Consider the following 24,217-nt stretch of genomic DNA (forward strand, 5'->3'; position numbering starts at 1 on the left):
ATGGGTCATGCCTGAGAAATCCCGCCTGCTTATGGTCGGGTCAGCGTGCGGCACCGCACTGACGCACCACGAGCTATACAGCCCGTCCCTCCCCCGGGATCGGGAGTAGGAGGAGTTGGATGTTCCAGAACGCCGACGAGATCAAGAAGTACATCGCGGACAACGACGTCAAGTTCGTCGACGTCCGGTTCTGCGACCTGCCCGGTGTGATGCAGCACTTCACCATCCCGGCGAAGGCGTTCGACCCGGCCGAGGAGCTCGCCTTCGACGGCTCCTCGATCCGCGGCTTCCAGGCGATCCACGAGTCCGACATGGCGCTGCGTGCCGACATCAGCACCGCCCGCCTGGACCCGTTCCGCCGCGACAAGACGCTGAACATCAACTTCTTCATCCACGACCCGATCACGGGTGAGGCCTACAGCCGCGACCCGCGCAACATCGCGAAGAAGGCCGAGGCGTACCTCGCCTCCACCGGCATCGCCGACACCGCGTTCTTCGGGCCCGAGGCCGAGTTCTACATCTTCGACAGCGTGCGCTTCGCGACCACCGCGAACGAGGGCTTCTACCACATCGACTCCGAGGCCGGCGCCTGGAACACCGGCTCCGAGGAGAACAACCGCGGCTACAAGGTCCGCTACAAGGGCGGCTACTTCCCGGTCGCCCCGGTCGACCACTTCGCGGACCTGCGCGCCGAGATCTCCCTGGAGCTGGACGCCCAGGGCCTCCAGGTCGAGCGCCAGCACCACGAGGTCGGCACCGGCGGCCAGGCCGAGATCAACTACAAGTTCAACACGCTGCTCGCCGCGGCCGACGACCTGATGCTCTTCAAGTACATCGTGAAGAACGTCGCCTGGCGCAACGGCAAGACCGCCACCTTCATGCCGAAGCCGATCTTCGGTGACAACGGCTCGGGCATGCACGTCCACCAGTCGCTGTGGCAGGGCGGCGAGCCGCTCTTCTACGACGAGGCGGGCTACGCGGGCCTGTCGGACACCGCCCGCTACTACATCGGCGGCATCCTCAAGCACGCCCCGTCGCTGCTGGCCTTCACCAACCCGACGGTGAACTCGTACCACCGCCTGGTGCCGGGCTTCGAGGCGCCGGTGAACCTGGTGTACTCGCAGCGCAACCGCTCCGCCGCGATGCGCATCCCGATCACGGGCTCGAACCCGAAGGCGAAGCGCGTCGAGTTCCGCGCCCCGGACCCGTCGTCGAACCCGTACCTCGCGTTCTCGGCGCTGCTCCTGGCCGGCCTCGACGGCGTCAAGAACAAGATCGAGCCGATGGAGCCGATCGACAAGGACCTCTACGAGCTGGCTCCCGAGGAGCACGCCAACGTCCCGCAGGTCCCGACCAGCCTGGAGAACGTCCTCAAGGCCCTGGAGGACGACCACGAGTACCTCCTCGCCGGCGGCGTCTTCACCGCGGACCTGATCGAGACGTGGATCGACTACAAGCGCACCCACGAGATCGCCCCGATCGCGCTGCGCCCGCACCCGCACGAGTTCGAGCTCTACTTCGACCTCTAAACACGTCGGCCGGCGCGGCCGACCCGTTCGGCCGCCGTTCGGCTGCGCCCAGGCAGGAGCCCTGCCGCTCTCCACGGAGAGCGGCAGGGCTCGTCGCGTTTCCGCACCGCCGGCGCCGGCGGTCGGGTGCCGGCCGCGGAGGTCCGCGACCGTACGGAACGCCACCAACCAGCCCTGATCGCCATGACCCGGACCCCAGCCGCCACCCACGCCTCTGACCTCGGCTTACGGGTGTGCGACCATCGCTCGACGCCATATCGCCCTGGGGGGTTCATGCCAACGCCGTGGGTGTCCAGAGGACGCCCGATCTCCACCGTACTGACCTGCCTGCTGGCCTTCCTCGCCGCGCTGCTGGTGCCCGTGGGCGCCGCTCAGGCCGCGCCCGCCGCAGAGGACTGCACCGCCGTCGCCGAGGGACGGCACGCGGGCACGTTCACCACCGCCGGGCAGACGCACTGCCTGGAGCTGCCGAGCCCGCAGGGCGCCCGGATCGCCGCCCTCACCTCACTCGGCGGAGCGGGCGTCACCGCCCGCGTCGAGCTCGTCGACCGGAACGGCACCGCACAGTGCACCGACGGCGACCTCAGCCGGGGCGAGTGCGCCCTGACCGGAACGGCACCGTTCCGTGCGCGGGTCCGCGCCGCGGACGCCGAGGCGACCGGCCCGTACGGTGTGCACTTCGTCCGCACGGACGTACTCCAGAAGGACTGCCCGGTCCTGCCCGCCGGCAGCTTCGCCGACGACGCGGCGGCCGTACGCCTGGAGACCGGCAACGGCGTCTTCTCGCACTGCCTGACCATCCCGGCCGACGCCCATTCGACCGCCGAGCTCCTGCGGATCCGCTACGGCCTCCCGGAGGACTCGGAGCTGTTCCCGCAGTACTCGCTGCGCGTGATCGACACCGACGGCAACGGGCCGTCCTGCTACGACCACCCCGCCCCGGGCCAGCAGCTCCGCACGGACGGCCTCACCAGCTGCTCCCTCGCCGCAGGCAAGGCGTACACCCTGCTCCTGCAGGGCCAGGACGCCCCGCGCAGCCACACCCTGGACCGCAGGGACGTCACCGCGACCGCCCGCGGCTGCGCCACCACCGCGGCGACGCAGGTTGGCGCCCCGGCCACGACCGGCACCTCCGGCGCGAACGGCACCCTGCGCTGCCACCGCATCACCACGCCGGCCGCCGCGGACCGGCTGCGCCTCGACGTCCGGGACGCCCACGACTCCACGCACACGCTGGTCATGGACGACACCGGCCGCATCGCCTGCTACCAGAAGACCTGGGCGTGCACGCCCAGCGGCTCCACCGGCTACCAGGTGGTCACGCAGGTCCCGCAGGAATGGTCCCTGCCCGCCTCCTACCGCCTCGACGCCTGGCGGATCGCCACGGCCACCGGGCCTGCGCCCGAATGCACCCGGGCCGGCTCCGTGGCGTACGGGTACGGCCCGCTGACCGGCACCCTCGGTGAGGAGCGCACCGGCGTGTGCGCCGTCCTGCCGAGCGCCTCGGGCGACTCGTTCAGGGCGGAAGTCGCCACCACGGACGGCGGGACGCGCACCCCGGAGCCCGAGCTCTACAGTGATGCCGGACGCAACCTCTGCAGCGGCCACGCGTCCCCGTACAGCTGCCAGGCCGCAGGCCAGAGCCTGTTCGTCCTCCCGCTGCCGGACGCTGTGGACCGCGCGGCGTACCGCGCCCAGCTGGTCTGCACCACCGCCCCCTGCGGCTCGGAGGACGTGTCCGTCGCCACGGTCACGCCGACCACCGCGCAGAGCGGGACGGTCGCCACCCTCACCGTCACGGGCACGGCCCTGGGCATGGGCACCACCGTCCGGCTGACGGGCGGCCCGGCGCCGCTGACGGCCACGACCGTCTCCGTCTCGGACGACGCCCGCACGCTGAAGGCGACCGTGGACCTGCGCACCGCCCCGGCCGGCAACTGGAACATCAGCGTCATCGTGCTCGGCTCCCAGTACCCGCGCGGCACGCTGACGGTGACGCCGCCTGCGGCCGCCTCCGGTCACGGCACGTACAAGCCGATTGCGCCGACGCGTCTGATGGACACCCGTATCGGTCTGGGTGTGGCGAAGGCGAAGGTGGGTCAGGGCGGTACGGTGACGCTGCCGGTGACGGGTGTGGCGGGTATTCCGGCGTCGGGTGTGACGGCTGTGGTTCTGAACGTGACGGCGACCGAGCCGACGTCGTCGTCGCATGTGTCGGTGTTCCCGGACGGTACGGCGCGTACGAGTGCGTCGAATCTGAACTTCGTGGCGGGGCAGACGGTTCCGAACCTGGTGGTTGTGCCGGTGGTGAACGGGAAGGTCAGCTTCTACAACAATGCCGGGTCGGTGGATCTGATTGCCGATGTGGCGGGTTACTACACCACGGATGGTTCGGGTTCGACGTACAAGCCGATTGCGCCGACGCGTCTGATGGACACCCGTATCGGTCTGGGTGTGGCGAAGGCGAAGGTGGGTCAGGGCGGTACGGTGACGCTGCCGGTGACGGGTGTGGCGGGTATTCCGGCGTCGGGTGTGACGGCTGTGGTTCTGAACGTGACGGCGACCGAGCCGACGTCGTCGTCGCATGTGTCGGTGTTCCCGGACGGTACGGCGCGTACGAGTGCGTCGAATCTGAACTTCGTGGCGGGGCAGACGGTTCCGAACCTGGTGGTTGTGCCGGTGGTGAACGGGAAGGTCAGCTTCTACAACAATGCCGGGTCGGTGGATCTGATTGCCGATGTGGCGGGTTACTACACCACGGATGGTTCGGGTTCGACGTACAAGCCGATTGCGCCGACGCGTCTGATGGACACCCGTATCGGTCTGGGTGTGGCGAAGGCGAAGGTGGGTCAGGGCGGTACGGTGACGCTGCCGGTGACGGGTGTGGCGGGTATTCCGGCGTCGGGTGTGACGGCGGTGGTTCTGAACGTGACGGCGACCGAGCCGACGTCGTCGTCGCATGTGTCGGTGTTCCCGGACGGTACGGCGCGTACGAGTGCGTCGAATCTGAACTTCGTGGCGGGGCAGACGGTTCCGAACCTGGTGGTTGTGCCGGTGGTGAACGGGAAGGTCAGCTTCTACAACAACGCCGGGTCGGTGGACCTCATCGCAGACGTCGCCGGCTACTACACGACGTAACGCCCGGCCGAAACACACCCCCGCAGGCCCTCGCCCTCCCCGGGCGAGGGCCTGCGGGCATGAGGGCGGCGGGCGCCGCGGCCCCTCCGGGGCGATCGGCCGGACGTGCCGGGCTCCCGCTTCAGGGGGTGGGGCGGGGTGTCCCGCCCGGGCCCGGCGGGAGGGGGATTGCCGGGGTCAGGGCGCGGAGGGAGCGGACGGCCAGTTCCCGGGGGGAGTCCGGGCCCGTGCAGGGGGTGTCCGTGGTCGACCAGAGTTCCAGGGCGATGCGGATGGCGTCCGTGGCGGCCGCCGCCAGGAGGCGGATCGACAGGGGGTCCGCCGTTTCCGAGGTCAGGCGGGTCAGGACGGGGACCAGGGCCTCCTCGGAGTCCTGGTTCACGCGGTACCAGACGGCGCGCAGGGCCGGGTCGGTGGCGGCGGCGCGGAGGAGCCCGCGGGTGACCTCCAGGCCCTCGGCGACGGCCTGGGGGGCGGTGAGCGTGCGGGTGATCGCGCGTTCCAGGGCCTCGGCGACCGGGGTGCCGGGGGCCTCCTCGGCGAGCATCGCGCGCCAGGTGTCCCCGCCGGTGGCGAGGAGCGGGGCGACGGCCTCCTGCTTGTTGCGGAAGTAGCGGTAGAAGGTGCGCAGGGCGACGCCGGCGCGGTGGGCGATGTCCTCCGCGGTGGTGCCGTCCGGGCCGTGCTCGGCGAAGAGGGCGCAGGCGGCGCGGGCGATGTCGAGCTGGGTGGCGGCCTTGCGGCGCTCGGTCAGGGACTGGGCTGCGGCGGGGCCGGTCCGGAGGGAGTAGGGACGAGGGGATCTCACGGGGGAAGCCTACCGCTCCGGCGGGCCCGTAATGCGCGTTTTGGCACCCTGGCAAAGCGTGTCATCGCACGGGTACGCTCAGCTCATGAACCGTTACGAAGGACGACGCGTCCTCATCACCGGCGGCGGCTCCGGCATCGGCCGGGCCACCGTGCACCGCATCCTGGCCGAGGGCGGCCGCGTCCACACCGCGGACGTCGACGAGTCCGGCCTGAAGGCCACCGCCGAGCGGGCCGCCGCCGACGGGCATGCGGACCGGCTCACCACCGCCGTCCTCGACATAGCGGACGAGGCCGCCGTCGCCGTGGCCGTCCCCGCCGCCGTGGAGGCCCTCGGCGGGCTCGACGTCCTCGTCAACGCCGCCGGCATCCTGCGCTGCGCGCACACCCACCGCACGCCGCTCGACCTGTGGAACAAGGTCCTCGCCGTCAACCTGACCGGCACCTTCCTCATGATCCGCGAGTCGCTCCCGGCGCTGCTGGAGGGCGACCGGCCGGTCGTCGTCAACTTCAGCTCCACCTCGGCGTCCTTCGCCCACCCCTACATGGCCGCCTACGCGGCAAGCAAGGGCGGCATCCAGTCCATGACGCACGCGCTGTCCGCCGAGTACAGCAAGCAGGGCCTGCGCTTCGTCGCCGTCGCGCCCGGGTCCATCGAGTCCGGCATGACCACCGGCGCCGGCCCCGGCCTGCCCGAGGACACCGACTGGAGCCTGTTCGCCAAGCTCGCCCCCGCGATCGGGCATGGCTTCGCCCCGCCGGAGACGGTCGCCGGCGTGGTCGCGATGCTGGGCTCCGAGGACGGCGCCTTTATCACCGGCACCGAGATCCGCATCGACGGCGGCACCCACCACTGAGCCGCCGCCCGCGCCGCCCCCGCCCTCAGCCGCCGAAGCGCTCCCACAGCCGGGGGAAGCGGCCCGCCAGGACCGCCTCGTTCTCGAGGTCGAGCGGGGTGCCCGCCGGTTCCGCGGCCTGGAGCGGGACCCCGAGGTCGGGGGCGACCGTCCCGGTCAGCTGCTCGTACGCCTCGTCCGCGGCGTAGCCGAGCTCCTCGCCGTCGCCGTCGATGTCCTCGTCGAACTCGTCGAGGAGTCCGGCCAGCGCGTCCGGGTCGTGGAGGGCGCCCTCGAAGACGTCCCGTCCCTGGCCGATCAGCCAGCAGCGGAAGTAGTCGAAGGCGTCGTCGCTCGCGCCGCCGAGGAGCACCCAGGCGGCGCCCCACAGGTCCCAGGTGTACGCCCGGTTGTAGCGGGACTCGAAATGCCGGGCGAAGTCGAGGACGGAGTCCGGATCGAGCTGCGCCAACCGCTCCACCAGCAGCTCGGCATGGTCCTCGGGGTCGCCCTCGGCGGCCTCGCGGGTGCTGTCGACGATCTCCCAGAACTCCGTCTCGTCCATCACGGCATCCAGCATCACGGGTCGGCCGGTGGCCCGCCACCGCGACAATCCGACAGCGCCCCGCGAAACGCCGGAGGCGGCCCCGCCCCCTGCTCGGGGGAGGGGCCGCCTCCGCGGCACGAGGGCCCGCGCGCCGGCTTGCGGGCCGGCGGCCGGCTCAGAGGCCGTAGCGCTCGCGCGCCTCCTTCACGGACGACGCCGGCACCTCGCCGCGGCGGGCGAGCTGGGCCAGCGCGGCCACGACGATCGACTCGGCGTCGACGCCGAAGTGGCGGCGGGCGTTCTCGCGGGTGTCGGAGAGGCCGAAGCCGTCCGTGCCCAGCGAGGTGTAGTCCTGCGGGACCCACTGGCTGATCTGGTCGGGGACCTGGCGCATCCAGTCGGAGACGGCCAGGACCGGGCCCGGCGCGCCTTCCAGCACACGGGTGACGTACGGGGTGCGCTCCTCGCCGCGCAGCAGGGCCTCGTCGGCCTCCAGCGCGTCCCGGCGCAGCTCGCCCCAGGAGGTGGCGGACCAGACGTCGGCGGCGACGTTCCACTCGGCGGCCAGCAGCCGCTGCGCCTCCAGGATCCAGTGGATCGCGGTGCCCGAGGCCATCAGCTGGATCCTCGGGGCGTCGGCGGCCGGGGCCGCGTCGCCGAGGTCCGCCGCCGTGTTGAAGCGGTAGAGGCCCTTGACGATGCCCTCCTCCACGCCCTCGGGCATGGCCGGCTGCGGCTTCGGCTCGTTGTAGACCGTCAGGTAGTAGAAGACGTCCGAGTCCACACCGGGGGTGGGCTCCCCGTACATGCGCCGCAGGCCGTCCTTGACGATCACCGCGATCTCGTACGCGAAGGCCGGGTCGTAGTTGAGCGAGGCCGGGTTCGTGGCCGCGATCAGGTGGGAGTGGCCGTCTGCGTGCTGGAGGCCCTCACCGGTCAGTGTGGTGCGGCCGGCCGTCGCGCCGACGATGAAGCCCTTGCCGAGCTGGTCGGCGAGCTGCCACATCTGGTCGCCCGTGCGCTGCCAGCCGAACATCGAGTAGAAGATGTAGAACGGGATCATCGTCTCGCCGTGCGTCGCGTACGACGTGGCGGCGGCGATGAAGTCGGCCATGGCGCCGGCCTCGGTGATCCCCTCGTTGAGGATCTGGCCGTCCTTGGCCTCCTTGTAGTACATCAGCTGGTCGCGGTCGACCGGCTCGTACGTCTGCCCCAGCGGCGAGTAGATGCCCGCGGACGGGAACAGGGACTCCATGCCGAAGGTGCGGGCCTCGTCGGGGACGATCGGCACCCAGCGGCGGCCGGTCTCCTTGTCCCGCATCAGGTCCTTGACCAGGCGGACGAAGGCCATCGTCGTGGCCATCTCCTGCTTGCCGGAGCCCTTGAGCAGCGGCGCGAAGGACTTGTCGGCGGGCTGCGGCAGGGCCACCTGGTGGACGCGGCGGGCCGGGGCCGGGCCGCCGAGGGCCGCGCGGCGCTCCTGGAGGTAGCGGACCTCGGGGGAGTCGGCGCCCGGGTGGCCGTAGGGGACCACGCCGCTGTCGAAGGCGCTGTCCGGGATCGGGAGTCCGAGCAGGTCGCGCATGCCCTTGAACTCGTCGATCGTCAGCTTCTTCATCTGGTGGTTCGCGTTCTTCGACTCGAACCCGGCACCCAGGGTGTAGCCCTTGACGGTCTGCGCCAGGATGACCGTCGGCGCGCCCTTGTGCTCCAGCGCGGCCTTGTACGCGGCGTACACCTTGCGGGGCTCGTGGCCGCCGCGGGAGGTGTGGAAGCACTCGGCGATCTTCGCGTCGGACACCAGGGCGCCGAGCGCCGCGAGGGCCGGGTCGCCGCCGAAGAAGTGCTCGCGGATGTAGGCGGCGTCGCGGGTGGCGTACGTCTGGAACTGCGCGTCCGGGGTCTCGCGCAGGCGGCGGACCAGGGCGCCCGTGGTGTCGAGGCGGAACAGCTCGTCCCAGGCGGAGCCCCACAGGGTCTTCACGACGTTCCAGCCGGCGCCGCGGAACTGGGCCTCCAGCTCCTGGACGATGCGGAAGTTCGCGCGGACCGGGCCGTCGAGGCGCTGCAGGTTGCAGTTGACGACGAAGGTCAGGTTGTCGAGGCGCTCGCGGGCCGCGAGGGCAAGGGCGGCCGTCGACTCGGGCTCGTCCATCTCGCCGTCGCCGAGGAAGGCCCAGACGTGGGAGTTGGAGGTGTCCTTGATCTTCCGGTTCTCCAGGTAGCGGTTGAAGCGCGCCTGGTAGATCGCCGAGAGGGGGCCGAGGCCCATGGAGACCGTCGGGAACTCCCACAGCCACGGCAGGCGCCGCGGGTGCGGGTAGGAGGGCAGGCCGTTGCCGCCGGACTCCTGGCGGAAGTTGTCGAGCTGCTGCTCGGAGATGCGCCCGTCGAGGAAGGCGCGGGCGTAGATGCCGGGGGAGGCGTGGCCCTGGATGTAGAGCTGGTCGCCGGAGCCGTCGGCCTCCTTCCCGCGGAAGAAGTGCTGGAAGCCGGTCTCGTACAGCCAGGCGGCGGAGGCGAAGGTGGCGATGTGGCCGCCGACGCCGTACTTCGAGCCGCGGGTCACCATGGCGGCCGCGTTCCAGCGGTTCCAGGCCGTGATGCGGGCCTCCATCTCCTCGTCACCGGGGAAGTCCGGCTCGGCGGAGGTGGGGATGGTATTGACGTAGTCCGTCTCCAGCAGCTTCGGCAGGGCGAGCCCGGCGCTCTCGGCGTGCTGGAGGGTGCGGCGGAGCAGGTATTCGGCGCGGCGCGTACCGGCGGCCTTGGCGACGGCGTCGAGCGAGGCCGCCCATTCGGCGGTCTCCTCGGTGTCGCGGTCCGGGAGCTGGTCGAGCTCGCTCGGAAGCTTTCCTACGGGGTCGGACATCGGTGTGCGCCGCCTTCCGGACAAAGGAGAGGTGGTGAAGAAGATCCCTGACGGGCAGGACAGGGGGCGGACTCCGGTGGGGGTCCGACCCGACTGTAAATCCCTGATCGATGATCGATCAAACGTTTGCGGTCAAGATGACGGACATCAGGCAAAAGTCGGCACCGGGTGCCAGCGATTCAGGCACCCGGTGCCGGTCAAATCGGGCGAAAGCGGACCCGGATCGTTCCGTCAGGCGCGGGGCGCACACCCCAGGACATGCCGCTTGACCAGCACCCCGATGTCGGGATCCCGGCTGCGGAAGGCCTGTACGAGGGCTTCGTGCTCCTCCGCGTACGACTTCTGGACCGTCCCCAGCCAGCGGATCGACAGGGCCGTGAACACCTCGATGCCCAGGCTCTCCCACGTGTGGAGCAGCACGCTGTTCCCGGCCGCCCGCACCATCTCCCGGTGGAAGCCGACGGTGTGCCGCACCTGCGCCGTGCCGTCCTCCAGCCGGTCCGCCTCCCACAGCGCCGCCACGTGCGGCTCCAGCGCCGAGCAGTCCGCGGCCAGCCGGGGCGCGGCCAGTTCGGCCGCGATCTGCTCCAGGCCGGCCCGCACCGGGTAGATCTCCTCCAGGTCCGCCGCCGACAGGTTCCGCACCCGTACGCCCTTGTTGGGCGCCGACTCGATCAGCCGCAGCGTCTCCAGCTCGCGCAGAGCCTCCCTTACGGGGGTCTGGCTCACCTCCAGCTCGACGGCGATGCGCCGCTCGACGATCCGCTCGCCGGGCTTCCAGCGCCCGCTGACGATCCCCTCCACGATGTGCTCGCGGATCTGCTCGCGCAGGGACTGCACGACGGGTGGGGTGATCATCGGGGCTTCATCTCCTGTGAAGTCGTGCACAGCTCTGATGCGTAGACAATACGGCGCAGTAGCCGCACGGGGAGCGTCCGCGCACGGGGTCGCCGGGTGAGGCTGGTTACAGCCGCGGGAACGACGGCGCCCCCGCCCGGATCGGTTCCGGGCGGGGGCGCCGTGCGTGCTGCGACGGGAGCCGTCGGCGGGCGGGCCTTACAGGCCGAGCTCGACCTCGAACTCGCCGGCCTCCAGGATCGCCTTGACCGCGGTGAGGTACCGGGCCGCGTCCGCGCCGTCCACCAGGCGGTGGTCGTAGGACAGGGTCAGGTACGTCATGTCGCGGACGGCGATGACGGTGCCCTCGGCGGTCTCCTGGACCACCGGGCGCTTCACCGTGGCGCCGATGCCCAGGATCGCGACCTGGTTCGGCGGAACGATGACTGTGTCGAACAGGGCGCCGCGCGAACCGGTGTTGCTGATGGTGAAGGTCGCGCCGGACAGCTCGTCCGGGGTGATCTTGTTGCCGCGGACCTTGCCGGCCAGGTCGGCGGTCGCCTTGGCGATGCCGGCCAGGTTGAGGTCGCCCGCACCCTTGATGACCGGGGTCATCAGGCCCTTCTCGGAGTCCACGGCGATGCCGATGTTCTCCGAGTCGAAGTAGGTGATGGTGCCCTCGTCGTCGTTGATCCGGGCGTTGACGACCGCGTGGGCCTTCAGCGCCTGGGCGGCGGCCTTGACGAAGAACGGCATCGGGGAGAGCTTGACGCCCTCGCGGGCCAGGAAGGAGGCCTTGGCCTTCTCCCGCAGCTTCATGATCTTGGTGATGTCCACCTCGACCACGGACGACAGCTGCGCCTGCGAGTGCAGGGCCTTCATCATGTTGTCGCCGATGACCTTGCGCATGCGGGTCATCTTGACCGTCTGGCCGCGCAGCTCCGAGACCGCGGCGGCCGGGGCCGGGGCGGCCGGGGCGGCAGCAGCGGCGGCGGGAGCCGGGGCGGCGGCGGCCTTGGCGGCCTCGGCGGCGGCCAGAACGTCCTGCTTGCGGATACGGCCGCCGACGCCGGTGCCCGTGACGGTGTTCAGGTCGACGCCGGACTCCGAGGCGAGCTTGCGCACCAGCGGGGTCACGTACGCGCCCTCGTCACCGGCGGAGGCCGGAGCCGCGGGAGCGGCCGGAGCCGCCGGGGCGACCGGGGCCGGAGCCGGGGCGGCCGGAGCCGGAGCGGCGACCGGGGCCGGGGCGGCGACCGGGGCCGGAGCGGCAGCCGGGGCAGCGGCGGGAGCCGGGGCGGCAGCCGGAGCCGGAGCCGGGGCAGCGGCGGGAGCCGGAGCGGCCGGGGCCGGGGCAGCGGCCGGAGCCGCGCCGGCGACACCGATGACGGCGAGACGGGCGCCGACCTCGGCGGTCTCGTCCTCGCCGACCAGGATCTCCAGCAGCGTGCCGGACATCGGCGCGGGGATCTCGGTGTCGACCTTGTCGGTGGAGACCTCCAGCAGCGGCTCGTCGGCCTCGACCGTCTCGCCGACCGACTTCAGCCAGCGGGTGACGGTGCCCTCGGTGACCGACTCGCCCAGCGCGGGCAGCACGACGTCGGTGCCGGACGCGGCCGGCGCGGCGGCAGCGGCGGGGGCCTCGGCGGCCGGGGCCGGGGCGGCGGGCGCCTCGGCCGCGGGGGCCTCGGCGGCCGGAGCCGCGGCCTCGGCGGCTGCCGGGGCGGGGGCCTCGGCCGGAGCGCCGGAGCCGTCGTCGATGACGGCCAGCTCGGCGCCGACCTCGACGGTCTCGTCCTCGGCGACCTTGATCGAGGCCAGGATGCCGGCGACGGGCGAGGGGATCTCGGTGTCGACCTTGTCGGTCGACACCTCCAGCAGCGGCTCGTCGGCCTCGACGCGCTCGCCCTCGGCCTTCAGCCAGCGGGTGACAGTGCCCTCTGTGACGCTCTCTCCGAGCGCCGGAAGGGTTACGGAAACCGCCATGGTTTCAGTTGCTCCTTGTGAAAGTGCGGAAGTGGTCGTCGCGCCCGGGACGATCAGTCGTGGGAGTGCAGCGGCTTGCCGGCCAGGGCCAGGTGGGCCTCGCCGAGCGCCTCGTTCTGCGTCGGGTGCGCGTGGATGAGCTGCGCGACCTCGGCCGGCAGGGCCTCCCAGTTGTAGATCAGCTGGGCCTCGCCGACCTGCTCGCCCATCCGGTCACCGACCATGTGGACGCCGACCACGGCACCGTCCTTGACCTGGACGAGCTTGATCTCGCCCGCGGTCTTCAGGATCTTGCTCTTGCCGTTGCCCGCCAGGTTGTACTTCAGGGCGACGACCTTGTCCGCACCGTAGATCTCCTTGGCCTTGGCCTCGGTGATGCCGACGGAGGCGACCTCCGGGTGGCAGTACGTCACCCGCGGCACGCCGTCGTAGTCGATCGGGACGGTCTTCATGCCCGCCAGGCGCTCCGCGACGAGGATGCCCTCCGCGAAGCCGACGTGCGCGAGCTGCAGGGTCGGGACCAGGTCGCCGACGGCCGAGATCGTCGGCACGTTCGTCTGCATGTACTCGTCGACCAGGACGTAGCCCCGGTCCATCGCGACGCCCTGCTCCTCGTAGCCCAGGCCCTGGGAGACCGGGCCGCGGCCGATGGCGACCAGCAGCACCTCGGCCTCGAAGGTCTTGCCGTCGGCGAGGGTGACCCGCACACCGTTCTCGGTGTACTCGGCCTTCTCGAAGAAGGTGCCCAGGTTGAACTTGATGCCGCGCTTGCGGAAGGCGCGCTCCAGCAGCTTGGAGCTGTTCTCGTCCTCGACGGGGACGAGGTGCTTCAGGCCCTCGATGACCGTGACGTCGGTGCCGAAGGACTTCCAGGCCGAGGCGAACTCGACGCCGATGACGCCGCCGCCGAGGATGATCGCGGACTGCGGCACGCGGTCCAGGACCAGCGCGTGGTCCGAGGAGATGATGCGGTTGCCGTCGATGTCCAGGCCGGGCAGGGAGCGCGGCACGGAACCGGTCGCCAGCAGGACGTGGCGGCCCTGGATGCGCTGCCCGTTCACGTCGACGGACGTCGGGGAGGACAGCCGGCCCTCGCCCTCGATGTACGTCACCTTGCGGGAGGCGACCAGGCCCTGGAGGCCCTTGTACAGGCCCGCGATGACGTCGTCCTTGTACTTGTGCACGCCCGCGATGTCGATGCCCTCGAACGAGGCCTTGACGCCGAACTGCGCGGCCTCGCGCGCCTGGTCGGCGACCTCGCCCGCGTGGAGCAGCGCCTTCGTCGGGATGCAGCCGTTGTGCAGGCAGGTGCCGCCGAGCTTGTTCTTCTCGATCAGGGCAACGTCCAGACCCAGCTGGGAAGCGCGCAGAGCCGCGGCGTAACCGCCACTGCCACCGCCGAGGATCACTAGGTCGAAAACGGTGCTGGCGTCGTTCGCCACGTCACGTCCTCCATGCATGTGCGCCGGGCACCGGTCCTCTGTGACCGGGCGGCGGCTGGTATTCGGCCGCTTGTTTCTTCGGCCCTGTGGTGGGGGCCCTGTCCTGCCGAGAACCCATCTTCGCATTTGTCGGGGGAACGCGGGACGCCGGGCCCGGACTGTGGCAGGTCGTTCTGCCGGACGAAGGGGTTACCGAAGCGTAGAAACCTGCGGATTTCGTCGTGGGCGGACACCCCGGCCCCGCGGACCTGCTGTCCGGGGCCGGGGTGCGTCGTGCGTCACACCGCGGGGGCGGCGGGGCGGAGGTGTCAGCCCAGGTCGCCCGTGGCGGTCCGCTCCGCCAGCCGCACCAGGGTGCGCACGGCCGAGCCGGTGCCGCCCTTGGGGGTGTAGCCGTACGGGGCGCCCTCGTGGAAGGCGGGGCCGGCGATGTCGAGGTGGGCCCAGGTGATGCCCTCGCCGACGAACTCCTGAAGGAACAGGCCGGCGACGAGGCCGCCGCCCATGCGGACGCCCATGTTGGCGATGTCCGCGGTGGGGGAGTCCATCGTCTTGCGCAGGTCCGCGGGGAGCGGCATCGGCCAGGACTGCTCGCCGACCTCCTCGGCGATCTCGTGGACCGCGGTGCGGAAGGCGTCGTCGTTGGCCATGATGCCGAAGGTGCGGTCGCCGAGCGCCAGGACCATCGCGCCGGTCAGGGTCGCCACGTCGATGATCGCGTCCGGGTTCTCCTCGGACGCCTTGGTCAGCGCGTCGCCCAGGACGAGGCGGCCCTCGGCGTCGGTGTTGAGGACCTCGACGGTCTTGCCGCTGTACATGCGCAGCACGTCGCCGGGGCGGGTGGCGGAGCCGGAGGGCATGTTCTCGGCGAGCGCGAGCCAGCCGGTGACGTTGACGGGCAGGCCGAGGCGGGCCACCGCGACGACCGAGGCGAACACGGCGGCGGCGCCGGACATGTCGCACTTCATCGTCTCGTTGTGGCCGGCCGGCTTCAGGGAGATGCCGCCCGAGTCGTAGGTGATGCCCTTGCCGACGAAGGCGAGGTGCTTCTCCGCCTCGGGGTGGGTGTAGGAGATCTTCACCAGGCGCGGCGGGTTCTCGGAGCCCTTGCCGACGCCCATGATGCCGCCGTAGCCGCCCTTGGTGAGGGCCTTCTCGTCCAGGACCTGCACCTTGAGGCCGTGCTCCTTGGCCGTGGCGGACGCGATCGACGCGAACGCGGCCGGGGTGAGGTCGTTCGGCGGGGTGTTGATCAGGTCGCGGGCGGTGTTGACCTCGGAGGCGACGACGATCGCGCGCTCGGCCGCGGCCTTGTGCTCCTTGTCGCGCGGCTTGGCACCGAGCAGGGCCACCTCGGCGAGGGGGCGCTTGGGGCCGCCGTTCTTCGCGGCCGCGCCCTTCTTCTCGCCGCCCTGGTAGGAGGTGAAGGCGTACGCGCCGAGGAGCGCGCCCTCGGCGACGGCGGTGACGGCGGAGGCGTCCTCCAGGGGGAGGGCGAAGGCGGCCTTCTTGGTGCCGTGCAGCGCGCGGGCCGCGGAGCCGGCGGCGCGGCGCAGCGCCTCCTCGTCGAACGACTCGTCCTCGTCGGGGGCCGGGCCGAGGCCGACCGCCAGCACGACCGGGGCCTTGAGGCCGTCGGGGGACGGCAGCTTGGTGGTCTCGCCTTCGGCGCCGGTGGCCCCCAGCGCGTCGAGAACGGCGGCGAGCCTCCCGTCGTACGCCTTGTCCACGGCCTCGGCGCCCGCGGCGACGACGGGACCCTTCGGGCCCTTCGCCACGCCGACCACGAGGGCGTCGGCGCGCAGCGTCGCCGCGCCGGCAGTGCTGAGAGTCAGAGCAGTCACGGTGGTGAGGTCTCGCTTCCGTTTGTGTTGTGGGCCGAGTGGGTGGACGGCCTTCCGGCAGCGATCGTATTCCGGCCCGGCGGCCGCCAGAAATGAGCCTACGCGCAGGGGCCTGTCCGCAGGCCACTCGAAGGTTTGCCGAGGCGCTCGAACAGCCCGTCCCCCGGTTCACCCGTCCGTGGCGTTCGGCCCGGGTTTGCCTCTCCGCCCGCCCCGGCTGCCGCAAGACTCGGGCCACTCGATCGCAAGGGGACGCGGGGTTCCTTTGCATGATTTCCACAGAGCCTCCCCGGCCCGGCCCGCCGCCGGGTCCGCGCCGGGTTGCGCCTGCGGGGGGGAAAGGCCGACATGGTCATAAGGAACCGGACGAGCAGGACCGCGGCAGCCCTGGCGGCCGCCGCGCTGATGTCCATGGCACTGCCCGCCGCGTCCGCCGAGGCGGCCGCGGCCACACCGCGCATCGACCTGAAGGTGCTCGTCGTCGACGACGGCGGCAGCTCGGTCGAGGCGATCACCGCGGAGCTCCGCGACACCGGGGTCCCCTACACGCGCGTCCTGCTGGGCGCGAGCGGCCGCCCGGTCATCGACGCCGCCTTCCTCAGCGACACGGTCGACGGCCGCCCGCGCGCGAGGTACCAGGGCGTGGTGCTGCCCAACGAGAACCCGTTCGGCGAGGGCTCGGCCGAGATGGCCGCGCTCGCCGCGTACGAGACGGCGTTCGGCATCCGCCAGGTGGACGCCTACACCTGGGCCCATCCCGGCGTGGGCCTGGAGTACACCGACAACGGCGGCTACAGCGGGCAGCTCGACGGGACGCGGGCCGCCGTCACCGCCGCCGGCAAGGCCGGCCCGTTCGGCTACCTCGCCGGCGAGGTCGCCTTCGAGGACAACTCCCCGCTCGTCCCCGAGAGCTACGGCTTCATGGGCCGGCCGCGGGCGGGCTACACCAGCCTCGTGGACGCGCCGGCCGGCGCCGGCCGGGCCTCGCTCGTGGGCGAGTACGCGCACGACGGGCGCACCGAGCTCGTCGTCACCTTCGGCTACAACCAGCACCAGCGGCAGTTCCGGCTGCTGGCCCGCGGCATCGTCGACTGGCTCACCCAGGGCGTCCACCTCGGCCGCAGCCGCAACTACTTCGCCGTGCACGTCGACGACGTCCTCGCGCCCGACGCCCGCTGGAACTCCGAGCTCGACTGCACGCCCGGCGACTACGCCTGCCCGGGCGGCGAGGGCCGCGAGAGCACCATCCGGATGACCGCCGACGACGCCCGGTACGCCGTCCAGTGGCAGCAGGCCAAGGGCTTCACACTCGACATGCTCTTCAACGCCGGCGCCGGCGAGGAGTGGAAGGCCGAGAACGGCGGCACCGACGCCCTCACCGCGCAACTGCTCGCCGACAAGGCCCGGTTCCGCTGGCTCAACCACACCTACACGCACCCCTTCCTCGGCTGTGTCCAGGACACCGCCGCCGACCCGTGGACCTGCACGAAGGACGCGCAGGGCAACGTCCGGTACATGAGCCGCGCCGAGATCTCCGCGCAGATCCGCGACAACGTGGCATGGGCGGCCGCCAAGGGCGTCCCCCTCGACCGCACCGAGCTCGTCACCGGCGAGCACTCCGGGCTCAGGACGCTCCCGCAGCAGCCCCAGGACAACCCCAACCTGGCCGGGGCCCTCGCCGACAACGGCGTCAAGTGGGTCGGCAGCGACAACTCGCGCGAGCCCGCGCAGCGCCCGGTCGGCGCCGCCCTGACCGTCCCCCGCCACCCGATGAACGTGTTCTACAACACGGGCACCAACGCGGAGATGGCCGACGAGTACAACTGGATCTACACCAGCCGCGCCCACGGCGGCAGCGGCCTCTGCGAGGACAACCCCGCGACCTCGACCTGCCTGCCCGCCCCGCTCGACACCGCCACCGGCTACCTCGGCCACATCGTCCCCCAGGAGGCCCGCACCGCCCTGCGCCACGTGCTCGCCAACGACCCGCGCCCGCACTACGTCCACCAGTCCAACCTCGCCGAGGACCGCACCCTCTACCCCGTCCTCGACCGGGTCCTCGACGACTACCGGACCCTCTTCGCGCCCGGCACGCCGCTCGTCAACCAGAGCATGAAGGACACCGGCGTCGAGCTCGGCCGGCGCGCCGCCTGGGACAAGGCGCTCGCCGCGGGCCGCGTCACCGCCTACCGCATCGGCGCGACCGTCACCGTCAAGGCGCCCTCCGGCGTCCTCGCCCCCGTCACCGCGCCGACCGGCACCCGCAAGCAGCTCCTGCTGGGCACCGCCGAGTTCGGCAGCGCGTACGCCGGGACCCGCTCCGCCTGGACCGGGCCCGAACTCCTGCAGAGCGCGGTCGTGCTCCGCCTGCCCGGCTGAGCCGGACCCTCCGATCCACCCGGCCGAGCGGGCCGCGCAGCCCGCTCGGCCGCAGTCCTGCTCCTGCGCGAACCGACGCAACAGTCCTTGGGGGGACACACCGCATGAGCCATGGGCGCCACGTCACCATGCTCACCGAAGGCACCTACCCGCACGTCCACGGGGGCGTGAGCACCTGGTGCGACCAGCTGGTCCGGGGCATGCCGGAAGTCGACTTCAACGTCACGGCCCTGACCGGCACCGGCCGCGAGCCCGTCGCCTGGGAGCTGCCGCGCAACGTCTACCGGCACACCGCCTTCCCGCTGTGGGGGCCGCCTCCCGGACGCGGCCGCAGGCTCCGGGGAGGCCCGGCGCGGCGCCGCTTCGCCGAAGCCTGTGAAACCTTCCTGCTGTCCCTGCTCGACCCCGACGCAGGCGGATTCCGGGAGGCACTGCGCGAGTTCGCCGTCCTCGCCCGGGCCGGGCAGCTCACGCCGGCGCTGCGCTCCGAGTCCGTCCTGCGCCTGCTCACGGCCGTCTGGACCCGCCCCGGCCTGCCCACCGCCGCCGCCGCACCGACCGTCCACGACGCGCTGACCGCCACCGACCTGCTGGAGCACGCGCTGCGGCCGCTGTGCGTGCGGATCCCGCCCGACAGCGTCGCCCACGCCGTCAGCAGCGGCCTCGCCACCCTCCCCGCGCTCGCCGCGAAACACCTGGACGGGGTCCCGTTCCTCCTCACCGAGCACGGCATCTACCTGCGCGAGCGCTACCTCGGCTACCGCAGCACCGCCCAGCGCTGGCCCGTCAAGGCCCTCGTCCTCGGCTTCTACCGCGAGCTCAACACCGAGGGCTACCGGCAGGCCGACCTGATCACGCCCTGCAACCGGTACAACCGCCGCTGGGAGGAGCGCGGCGGCGCGCCCGCCGACAGGATCCGCACCGTCTACAACGGCGTCGACCCGCACGCCTTCCCCGACGCCGGCCCCGAGCCGGAGGTCCCCACCCTCACCTGGTGCGGCCGCATCGACCCCATCAAGGACCTCGAAACCCTGCTGCGGGCCTACGCGTTCATGCGCCGCGAACTGCCCGAGCTGCGGCTGCGCCTCTTCGGCCCCGTGCCCGCCGGCTGCGAGGACCACAAGGCCGGCCTGGAGAAGCTCGCCGCCGAACTCGGCATCGCCGACGGGGTGGCCTGGGAGGGCCGCATCGAGCGGGTCGCCGACGCGTACGCCGCCGGCAGCATCGTCATGCTCTCCAGCATCAGCGAGGGCTTCCCCTTCAGCATCATCGAGGCCATGTCCTGCGGCCGGACGACCGTCTCCACCGACGTCGGCGGCGTCCGCGAGGCCGTCGGCGACACCGGGCTCGTCGTCCCGCCCCGCGAACCCGAGACCATGGCCCGCGCCGCCCTCGCCCTCCTGCGGGACGGTGCCCGCCGCGCCGAGCTCGGCCGGCTCGCCCGCCGGCGCGTCATCGAGAAGTTCACCCTCCACCAGTCCGTCGACGGCTTCCGCCACATCTACCGCGAACTCGCCGGCCAGCCCGTCCTGCCCGTCCACGACGGCGACGACTGGACCCAGCGGCTCGCCGACCCCTGGTACCGCGAACTCGCCGCCGACGGGAGCCTGTGGTGAGCGGATCCCTCTGGCTGCGCGCCCCCGGCGGCGACACCCTGCCCGCCGTCCCCCGGCCCCGCCCCGCCGCCCCCGGCGCACCCGCCCGCGACCCGCTGGACGAACTCGCCGACCGCTTCGGCGACATCGCGGCCGCCGCCGTCCACCCCGACGAGATCGCCGCCGTCCTGGAGTCCGACGGGATGACCGACGAGCACATCCGGCTCACCTACGGCCGCCCCGACTCCTTCGCCCTCGCCGAGGAGCTCCACGCCCGGGTGCCGCGCACCCACCCCGAGCCCGACCGGCACCCCGACCCGTGGAGGGTCCCCCTCGGCCCCTGCCTGCTCCGCGGGATCGTCTTCGCGCTGCCCGGCCTCGCCTACGTCCTCGGCGCCCCCTTCCTGGAGGGCCCGCCCGACCGGCTCGGACTGCCCGCCGGCACCCTCACCCTCATCGCCGGCGCCCTCATCGGCTGGGTGTGGGACCAGACCCTCTCCCACCGCGCCTACACCTGGCTCGGCCTCGGCGACCGGGCCGCCGCAGGCCGGACCCTCCTCCTCGGCGCCCCCGCCGGCGCGCTGCTGGGCACCGCCGCCGCGTCCGCCGTGCCCGGCGGGCCGCCCTTCAGTTACGCCTTCGCCGCCGGGCAGGCCGCCTACGTCGGCGCCGCCACCGTGCTGCTCGTCCTCGGCCGGGAGCGGCTGCTGTTCGCGGCGCTCTCCCCGATGGCCGCCGGAGCCGTCCTCGCCCTCGCCGCCGACCTCCCCGAGGCGCTGCGCGCCGCCCTGCTCGCCGCCTCCCTGCTCGCCGCCTGCGCCCTCGCGGCGCGGGAGCTGCCGCTCGCCGCCGGCGTACGGGCCGCCCGGCGCCGGATCCGCCGGCGGGCGGCCGGACACCGCCGGCCCGCCCGCCACCGCCGCCCCGCCGCCGACGGCTCGGGGCCCGTCCGCTGGCGCATGCTGCGCGGGCCGGAGGAGCCGTACGGGCCGGGCGGGCCGCGCCTCGCCGACTCGGTGCCCTACGGGGTCTTCGGCCTCGGCACCGGCCTGCTCGTCCTGTACGCCGCCCTCGGCGAAGTCCTCGCCGGAGGGCCCGCCGAAGCCGTCGCCGCGCCCTCCGCGGTCGCGCTCACCCTCAGCATGGGACCCGCCGAATGGCTGCTCCACCGCTTCCGCAGCGGCACCCTCGCCGGGCTGCGCGCGGCCCGCTCGCCGCTGCGGTTCCGGCTGCGGATGCTCGGCGTGCTGGCCCGCTGCCTCACCGCCTACCTGGCCGTCCTCCTCGCCCTCGGCCTCGCCGGCACCGCGTGCTGGCCCGGGGCGCCGCCGCTCGCCGGGGCCCGGGCTGGGACGCTGCTGCTGCTCGGCGCCGTGATGTGGACCGGGCTGCTGCTCCAGTCCTTCGGAGCCGTCCGGGCCGCCGCCGCCGTCTGCGCCGGCGCGGCCGCCGCGCAGAGCCTGGCCCTGCTGCTGGAGTTCGGGCAGCCCCGCGCGGTGCAGCTCGCCGTCGCCGGGACCGCCGCGGCCGCCCTCGCCGCCCTCGTCTGCCTGCTCCTCGGCCGGGCGACGGCCCACCGCTGACCGTGACCGCGTACGCCCTGTCCGGCACGTACGAGAGGAAGGACGCCATGCTGCTGGTGCCGCTCTACGAGCATCCCGCCGACCGGCCCGACGACTGGGAGCTGCTGATCCGCTCCGCCGGGCGGCTCCACTCGGTGGTCCTCAACCCGGCCAGCGGGCCGGGCGAGACCCCCGACGCGCGGTTCGAGGCCGTCGCCCGGCGGCTGCGCGAGGCGGGCGTGCCCGTCCTCGGGTACACCGACACCGACTACGGGCGGCGCCCGCACGCCGAGGTCGTCCGGGACCTGCTGCGCCACCGCGACTGGTACGGGGCCGACGGGGCCTTCCTCGACCAGGCCTCGCCCGACCCGGCGCTGCTGCCCCACTACGGGCGGCTCGCCGTCGCCGCCCGCGCCGCGGGCGCCCGCACCCTCGTCCTCAACCCCGGCGTCCACCCGCACCCCGGCTACGCCGAACTCGCCGACCTCCTCGTCACCTTCGAGGGCCCCTGGGACGCCTACCGGGACGCGGCCGTCCCGCCCTGGACGGCCGACCACCCCGCCCAGCGGTTCTGCCACCTCGTCTACGCCGTCCCGCCCGGCGCGCCCGCCGCCGAACTCGCCGAGCAGCGCGGCGCCGCCGTCCACTGCGCCGTCCCCGGGACCGGCACCCACCCCTGGGGCACGCTGCCCCACGCCCTCGGGGCCGCCCTGTGAACCGCCGGCGGACCCGCCCCGGCCGCCGCCTGCTCCCGCTCCTGGTGCCGCTGCTGCTCCTGGCCGCGGCCTGCACCGGGCAGCCCGACGACGACGCCGCCCCCGACCGGGAAGCCGTCCCCGTGCCGGGGGAGCGGTGGCGGCCCGGACCCGGCACCTCCTGGCAGTGGCAGCTCAGCGGGAGGCTCGACACCTCGGTCGAGGCGCCCGTCTACGACGTCGACGGGTTCGACACCAGCCGCGAGCAGGTCGCCGCCCTGCACCGGGCCGGACGCCGGGTCATCTGCTACCTGTCGACGGGCGCCTGGGAGGAGTTCCGGCCCGACGCGGCGAAGTTCCCCGCCGCGCTCCTGGGCCGGGGCAACGGCTGGGAGGGGGAGCGCTGGCTGGACATCCGGCGCACCGCCGAGCTGGAGCCGCTGATGGCCGCCCGCCTGGACATGTGCCGCGACAAGGGCTTCGACGCGGTCGAACCGGACAACATGGACGGGTACGCCAACACGACGGGCTTCCCGCTGACCGCGGAGGACCAGCTGCGCTACAACCGGCTGATCGCCCGCCTCGCCCGCGACCGGGGCCTCGCGGTCGGGCTGAAGAACGACCTCGACCAAATCCCCCAGCTGGTCGGCGACTTCGACTTCGCGGTCAACGAGCAGTGCGCCCAGTACGACGAGTGCGAGCGGCTGGCCCCGTTCACGGCGGCGGGCAAAGCCGTCTTCCACGTCGAGTACGAGCTGCCCGCGAGCCGGTTCTGCGCCCAGACCCGGAAGCTCGGGTTCGCCTCGATGCAGAAGATGTACGACCTGGGGGCCTGGCGCAAGCCCTGCTGAGCGGGGGCGGCGGCCCGCCCCCGCCCGCGGTTCACGTCAGCGGCAGGGTGACGTGGACCCGGTAGCCGCCGCCGAATCGGGGCCCGGCGGAGCAGGAGCCGCCCAGTGCGCCGGCCCGCTCCCGCATCCCGAGGAGGCCGTGCCCGCCGCCCGGCCCGTCGCCCGGGGCGGGCTCCGCCGCCGCGCCCGCGTCGGCGCCGCCGTCGTCGAGGACGGTCACCTCGGCCGAATCCCCGACCCGCACCACGCTGACCTCGGCGCACGCCTGCGGCCCCGCGTGCTTGCGGACGTTCGTCAGGGCCTCCTGGATGACCCGGTACGCGGCGAGGTCGACGGCGGCGGGCAGCGGGTCGGCGTCCCGGCCGAGCTCCACCATCACCTTCACCGGCAGGCCCGCGTTGCGGAACGTGTCGACCAGCTCGTCGAGCCGCGCCAGGCCGGGGGCGGGCTCGGTCGGCGCCTCCGGGTCCCCGGACTGGCGCAGCAGGCCGACGGTGGCCCGCAGCTCGTTCAGCGCGGACCGGCTCGCGTCCCGGACGTGGGCGAGGGCCTCCTTGGCCTGGTCGGGGCGCCGGTCCATGACGTGTGCGGCCACCCCGGCCTGCACGTTGACGAGGGCGATGTGGTGGGCGACCACGTCGTGCAGGTCGCGGGCGATCCGCAGCCGCTCCTCGGCGACCCGCCGCCGCGCCTCCTCCTCGCGGGTCCGCTCGGCCCGCTCGGCCCGCTCGCGGATCGCGTCGACGAACGCCCGGCGGCTGCGGACGGCGTCGCCGGCGGCCGCGGCCATGCCCGTCCAGGCGAAGATGCCGATGTTCTCCTGTGCGTACCAGGGCAGCGGCCCGGCGAGCATGGCGATGCCGGTCATCCCCGCCATCGTGAGCAGCGCGATCCGCCAGGTGGTGGGCCGGTCGGTGCGGGAGGCCAGTGTGTACAGGGAGATGACGGCCGCCATGGCGACCGGCGCCCGCGGCTCGCCGGTGGTCAGTTCCAGCAGGGACAGCGCGACGGTCGCGGCGAGGACGGCGCGGACGTGCCGGCGGCGGAACACCAGCGCCGCCGCGGCCAGCACCATCAGCAGCAGGGAGAGCGGCTCGGGGGTGCGGGTGCCGAAGGCCGGGCCGTGCGGCCCGTGCGGATCGGCGAACGAGCCGACGACCATGGAGACGAGCGCCCCGAACGCGAGGACGGCGTCGGTGGCGAGCGGGTGCACGCGCATCCAGTGCCGGGTGGGGGCGAACGGCCCGAGCTCAGTCGTCATCCCGCCTACGGTACGGGGTGCCGGCCCGGGGCCCCG

General features: G+C 73.0%; 16 protein-coding genes. 8 read left to right on the forward strand and 8 right to left on the reverse strand.

The window, feature by feature from the left end; all coding sequences use genetic code 11:
* The first annotated feature begins 119 nt into the window (after positions 1 to 119).
* A complete protein-coding gene (glnA, locus tag MUK52_RS22665) occupies positions 120 to 1,529 on the forward strand; it encodes a type I glutamate--ammonia ligase (RefSeq protein WP_114057286.1) in 1,410 nt (469 codons plus the stop codon).
* 288 nt (positions 1,530 to 1,817) lie between these two features.
* Positions 1,818 to 4,667 carry a hypothetical protein gene (locus MUK52_RS22670; protein ID WP_284579564.1) on the forward strand — a complete coding sequence of 950 codons (2,850 nt, stop codon included), beginning with the start codon at positions 1,818 to 1,820 and terminating at the stop codon, positions 4,665 to 4,667.
* A 121-nt stretch (positions 4,668 to 4,788) separates the two neighbouring features.
* Here MUK52_RS22670 and MUK52_RS22675 read toward each other — a convergent pair whose 3' ends face one another.
* A complete protein-coding gene (locus MUK52_RS22675) occupies positions 4,789 to 5,475 on the reverse strand; it encodes a TetR/AcrR family transcriptional regulator (RefSeq protein WP_284579567.1) in 687 nt (228 codons plus the stop codon).
* An 85-nt stretch (positions 5,476 to 5,560) separates the two neighbouring features.
* Here MUK52_RS22675 and MUK52_RS22680 point away from each other — a divergent pair, with 85 nt between their 5' ends.
* Positions 5,561 to 6,331, forward strand: a complete 771-nt coding sequence (locus MUK52_RS22680; RefSeq protein ID WP_284579569.1) for an SDR family NAD(P)-dependent oxidoreductase — start codon at positions 5,561 to 5,563, stop codon at positions 6,329 to 6,331.
* A 25-nt stretch (positions 6,332 to 6,356) separates the two neighbouring features.
* Here the strand turns inward: MUK52_RS22680 and MUK52_RS22685 are convergent, their stop codons facing one another.
* The 6 genes from MUK52_RS22685 to MUK52_RS22710 all read right to left on the reverse strand — a co-directional run bounded on the left by MUK52_RS22685 (position 6,357) and on the right by MUK52_RS22710 (position 15,838).
* A complete protein-coding gene (locus MUK52_RS22685) occupies positions 6,357 to 6,875 on the reverse strand; it encodes a DUF4240 domain-containing protein (RefSeq protein ID WP_114058876.1) in 519 nt (172 codons plus the stop codon).
* Positions 6,876 to 7,032: 157 nt separating this feature from the next.
* Complete coding sequence (gene aceE / locus MUK52_RS22690; protein ID WP_114057282.1) at positions 7,033 to 9,729, reverse strand: pyruvate dehydrogenase (acetyl-transferring), homodimeric type; 2,697 nt, start codon at positions 9,727 to 9,729, stop codon at positions 7,033 to 7,035.
* Between the two features lie 231 nt (positions 9,730 to 9,960).
* Entirely contained in the window at positions 9,961 to 10,584 is a 624-nt protein-coding gene (locus MUK52_RS22695) for a GntR family transcriptional regulator (protein WP_114058875.1), read from the reverse strand.
* Between the two features lie 201 nt (positions 10,585 to 10,785).
* The gene (gene sucB, locus MUK52_RS22700) at positions 10,786 to 12,552 is read right to left on the reverse strand and encodes a 2-oxoglutarate dehydrogenase, E2 component, dihydrolipoamide succinyltransferase (RefSeq protein ID WP_284579572.1); all 1,767 of its coding nucleotides are present in this window, start codon (positions 12,550 to 12,552) and stop codon (positions 10,786 to 10,788) included.
* 53 nt (positions 12,553 to 12,605) lie between these two features.
* The gene (lpdA, locus tag MUK52_RS22705; protein ID WP_114057280.1) at positions 12,606 to 13,994 is read right to left on the reverse strand and encodes a dihydrolipoyl dehydrogenase; all 1,389 of its coding nucleotides are present in this window, start codon (positions 13,992 to 13,994) and stop codon (positions 12,606 to 12,608) included.
* Between the two features lie 308 nt (positions 13,995 to 14,302).
* Positions 14,303 to 15,838 carry a leucyl aminopeptidase gene (locus MUK52_RS22710; protein ID WP_114057279.1) on the reverse strand — a complete coding sequence of 512 codons (1,536 nt, stop codon included), beginning with the start codon at positions 15,836 to 15,838 and terminating at the stop codon, positions 14,303 to 14,305.
* Positions 15,839 to 16,186: 348 nt separating this feature from the next.
* On the opposite strand from MUK52_RS22710, the gene MUK52_RS22715 reads away from it, so the two are divergent.
* The 5 genes from MUK52_RS22715 (at position 16,187) to MUK52_RS22735 (ending at position 22,920) form a co-directional block, all read left to right on the forward strand.
* A complete protein-coding gene (locus MUK52_RS22715) occupies positions 16,187 to 18,217 on the forward strand; it encodes a hypothetical protein (RefSeq protein WP_114057278.1) in 2,031 nt (676 codons plus the stop codon).
* Between the two features lie 104 nt (positions 18,218 to 18,321).
* Positions 18,322 to 19,833, forward strand: a complete 1,512-nt coding sequence (pelF, locus tag MUK52_RS22720; RefSeq protein ID WP_114057277.1) for a GT4 family glycosyltransferase PelF — start codon at positions 18,322 to 18,324, stop codon at positions 19,831 to 19,833.
* Complete coding sequence (locus MUK52_RS22725; RefSeq protein ID WP_284579579.1) at positions 19,830 to 21,395, forward strand: hypothetical protein; 1,566 nt, start codon at positions 19,830 to 19,832, stop codon at positions 21,393 to 21,395. Before pelF ends, MUK52_RS22725 begins: the two co-directional genes overlap by 4 nt.
* Before the next feature lie 47 nt (positions 21,396 to 21,442).
* A complete protein-coding gene (locus MUK52_RS22730) occupies positions 21,443 to 22,090 on the forward strand; it encodes a spherulation-specific family 4 protein (protein WP_284581756.1) in 648 nt (215 codons plus the stop codon).
* Positions 22,087 to 22,920: an endo alpha-1,4 polygalactosaminidase gene (locus MUK52_RS22735; protein WP_284579581.1), complete on the forward strand. Its 834-nt coding sequence runs from the start codon at positions 22,087 to 22,089 to the stop codon at positions 22,918 to 22,920. Before MUK52_RS22730 ends, MUK52_RS22735 begins: the two co-directional genes overlap by 4 nt.
* Before the next feature lie 31 nt (positions 22,921 to 22,951).
* Here the strand turns inward: MUK52_RS22735 and MUK52_RS22740 are convergent, their stop codons facing one another.
* On the reverse strand, positions 22,952 to 24,181 hold the full coding sequence (locus MUK52_RS22740) for a sensor histidine kinase (RefSeq protein ID WP_114057274.1): 1,230 nt from the start codon (positions 24,179 to 24,181) through the stop codon (positions 22,952 to 22,954).
* Positions 24,182 to 24,217 lie beyond the last annotated feature (36 nt).

Origin of the sequence: Streptomyces sp. 2P-4 (assembly GCF_030167965.1) — a bacterium.
In the GTDB taxonomy this organism is placed as follows: domain Bacteria; phylum Actinomycetota; class Actinomycetes; order Streptomycetales; family Streptomycetaceae; genus Streptomyces; species Streptomyces globosus_A.

Coding starts and splice junctions, on each gene's coding strand:
- glnA (WP_114057286.1), top strand. CDS start 120: ATGTTCCAGAACGCCGACGAGATCAAGAAGTACATCGCGGACAACGAC.
- MUK52_RS22680 (WP_284579569.1), top strand. CDS start 5,561: ATGAACCGTTACGAAGGACGACGCGTCCTCATCACCGGCGGCGGCTCC.
- MUK52_RS22685 (WP_114058876.1), bottom strand. CDS start 6,875: ATGGACGAGACGGAGTTCTGGGAGATCGTCGACAGCACCCGCGAGGCC.
- aceE (WP_114057282.1), bottom strand. CDS start 9,729: ATGTCCGACCCCGTAGGAAAGCTTCCGAGCGAGCTCGACCAGCTCCCG.
- sucB (WP_284579572.1), bottom strand. CDS start 12,552: ATGGCGGTTTCCGTAACCCTTCCGGCGCTCGGAGAGAGCGTCACAGAG.
- MUK52_RS22715 (WP_114057278.1), top strand. CDS start 16,187: ATGGTCATAAGGAACCGGACGAGCAGGACCGCGGCAGCCCTGGCGGCC.
- pelF (WP_114057277.1), top strand. CDS start 18,322: ATGAGCCATGGGCGCCACGTCACCATGCTCACCGAAGGCACCTACCCG.
- MUK52_RS22730 (WP_284581756.1), top strand. CDS start 21,443: ATGCTGCTGGTGCCGCTCTACGAGCATCCCGCCGACCGGCCCGACGAC.
- MUK52_RS22740 (WP_114057274.1), bottom strand. CDS start 24,181: ATGACGACTGAGCTCGGGCCGTTCGCCCCCACCCGGCACTGGATGCGC.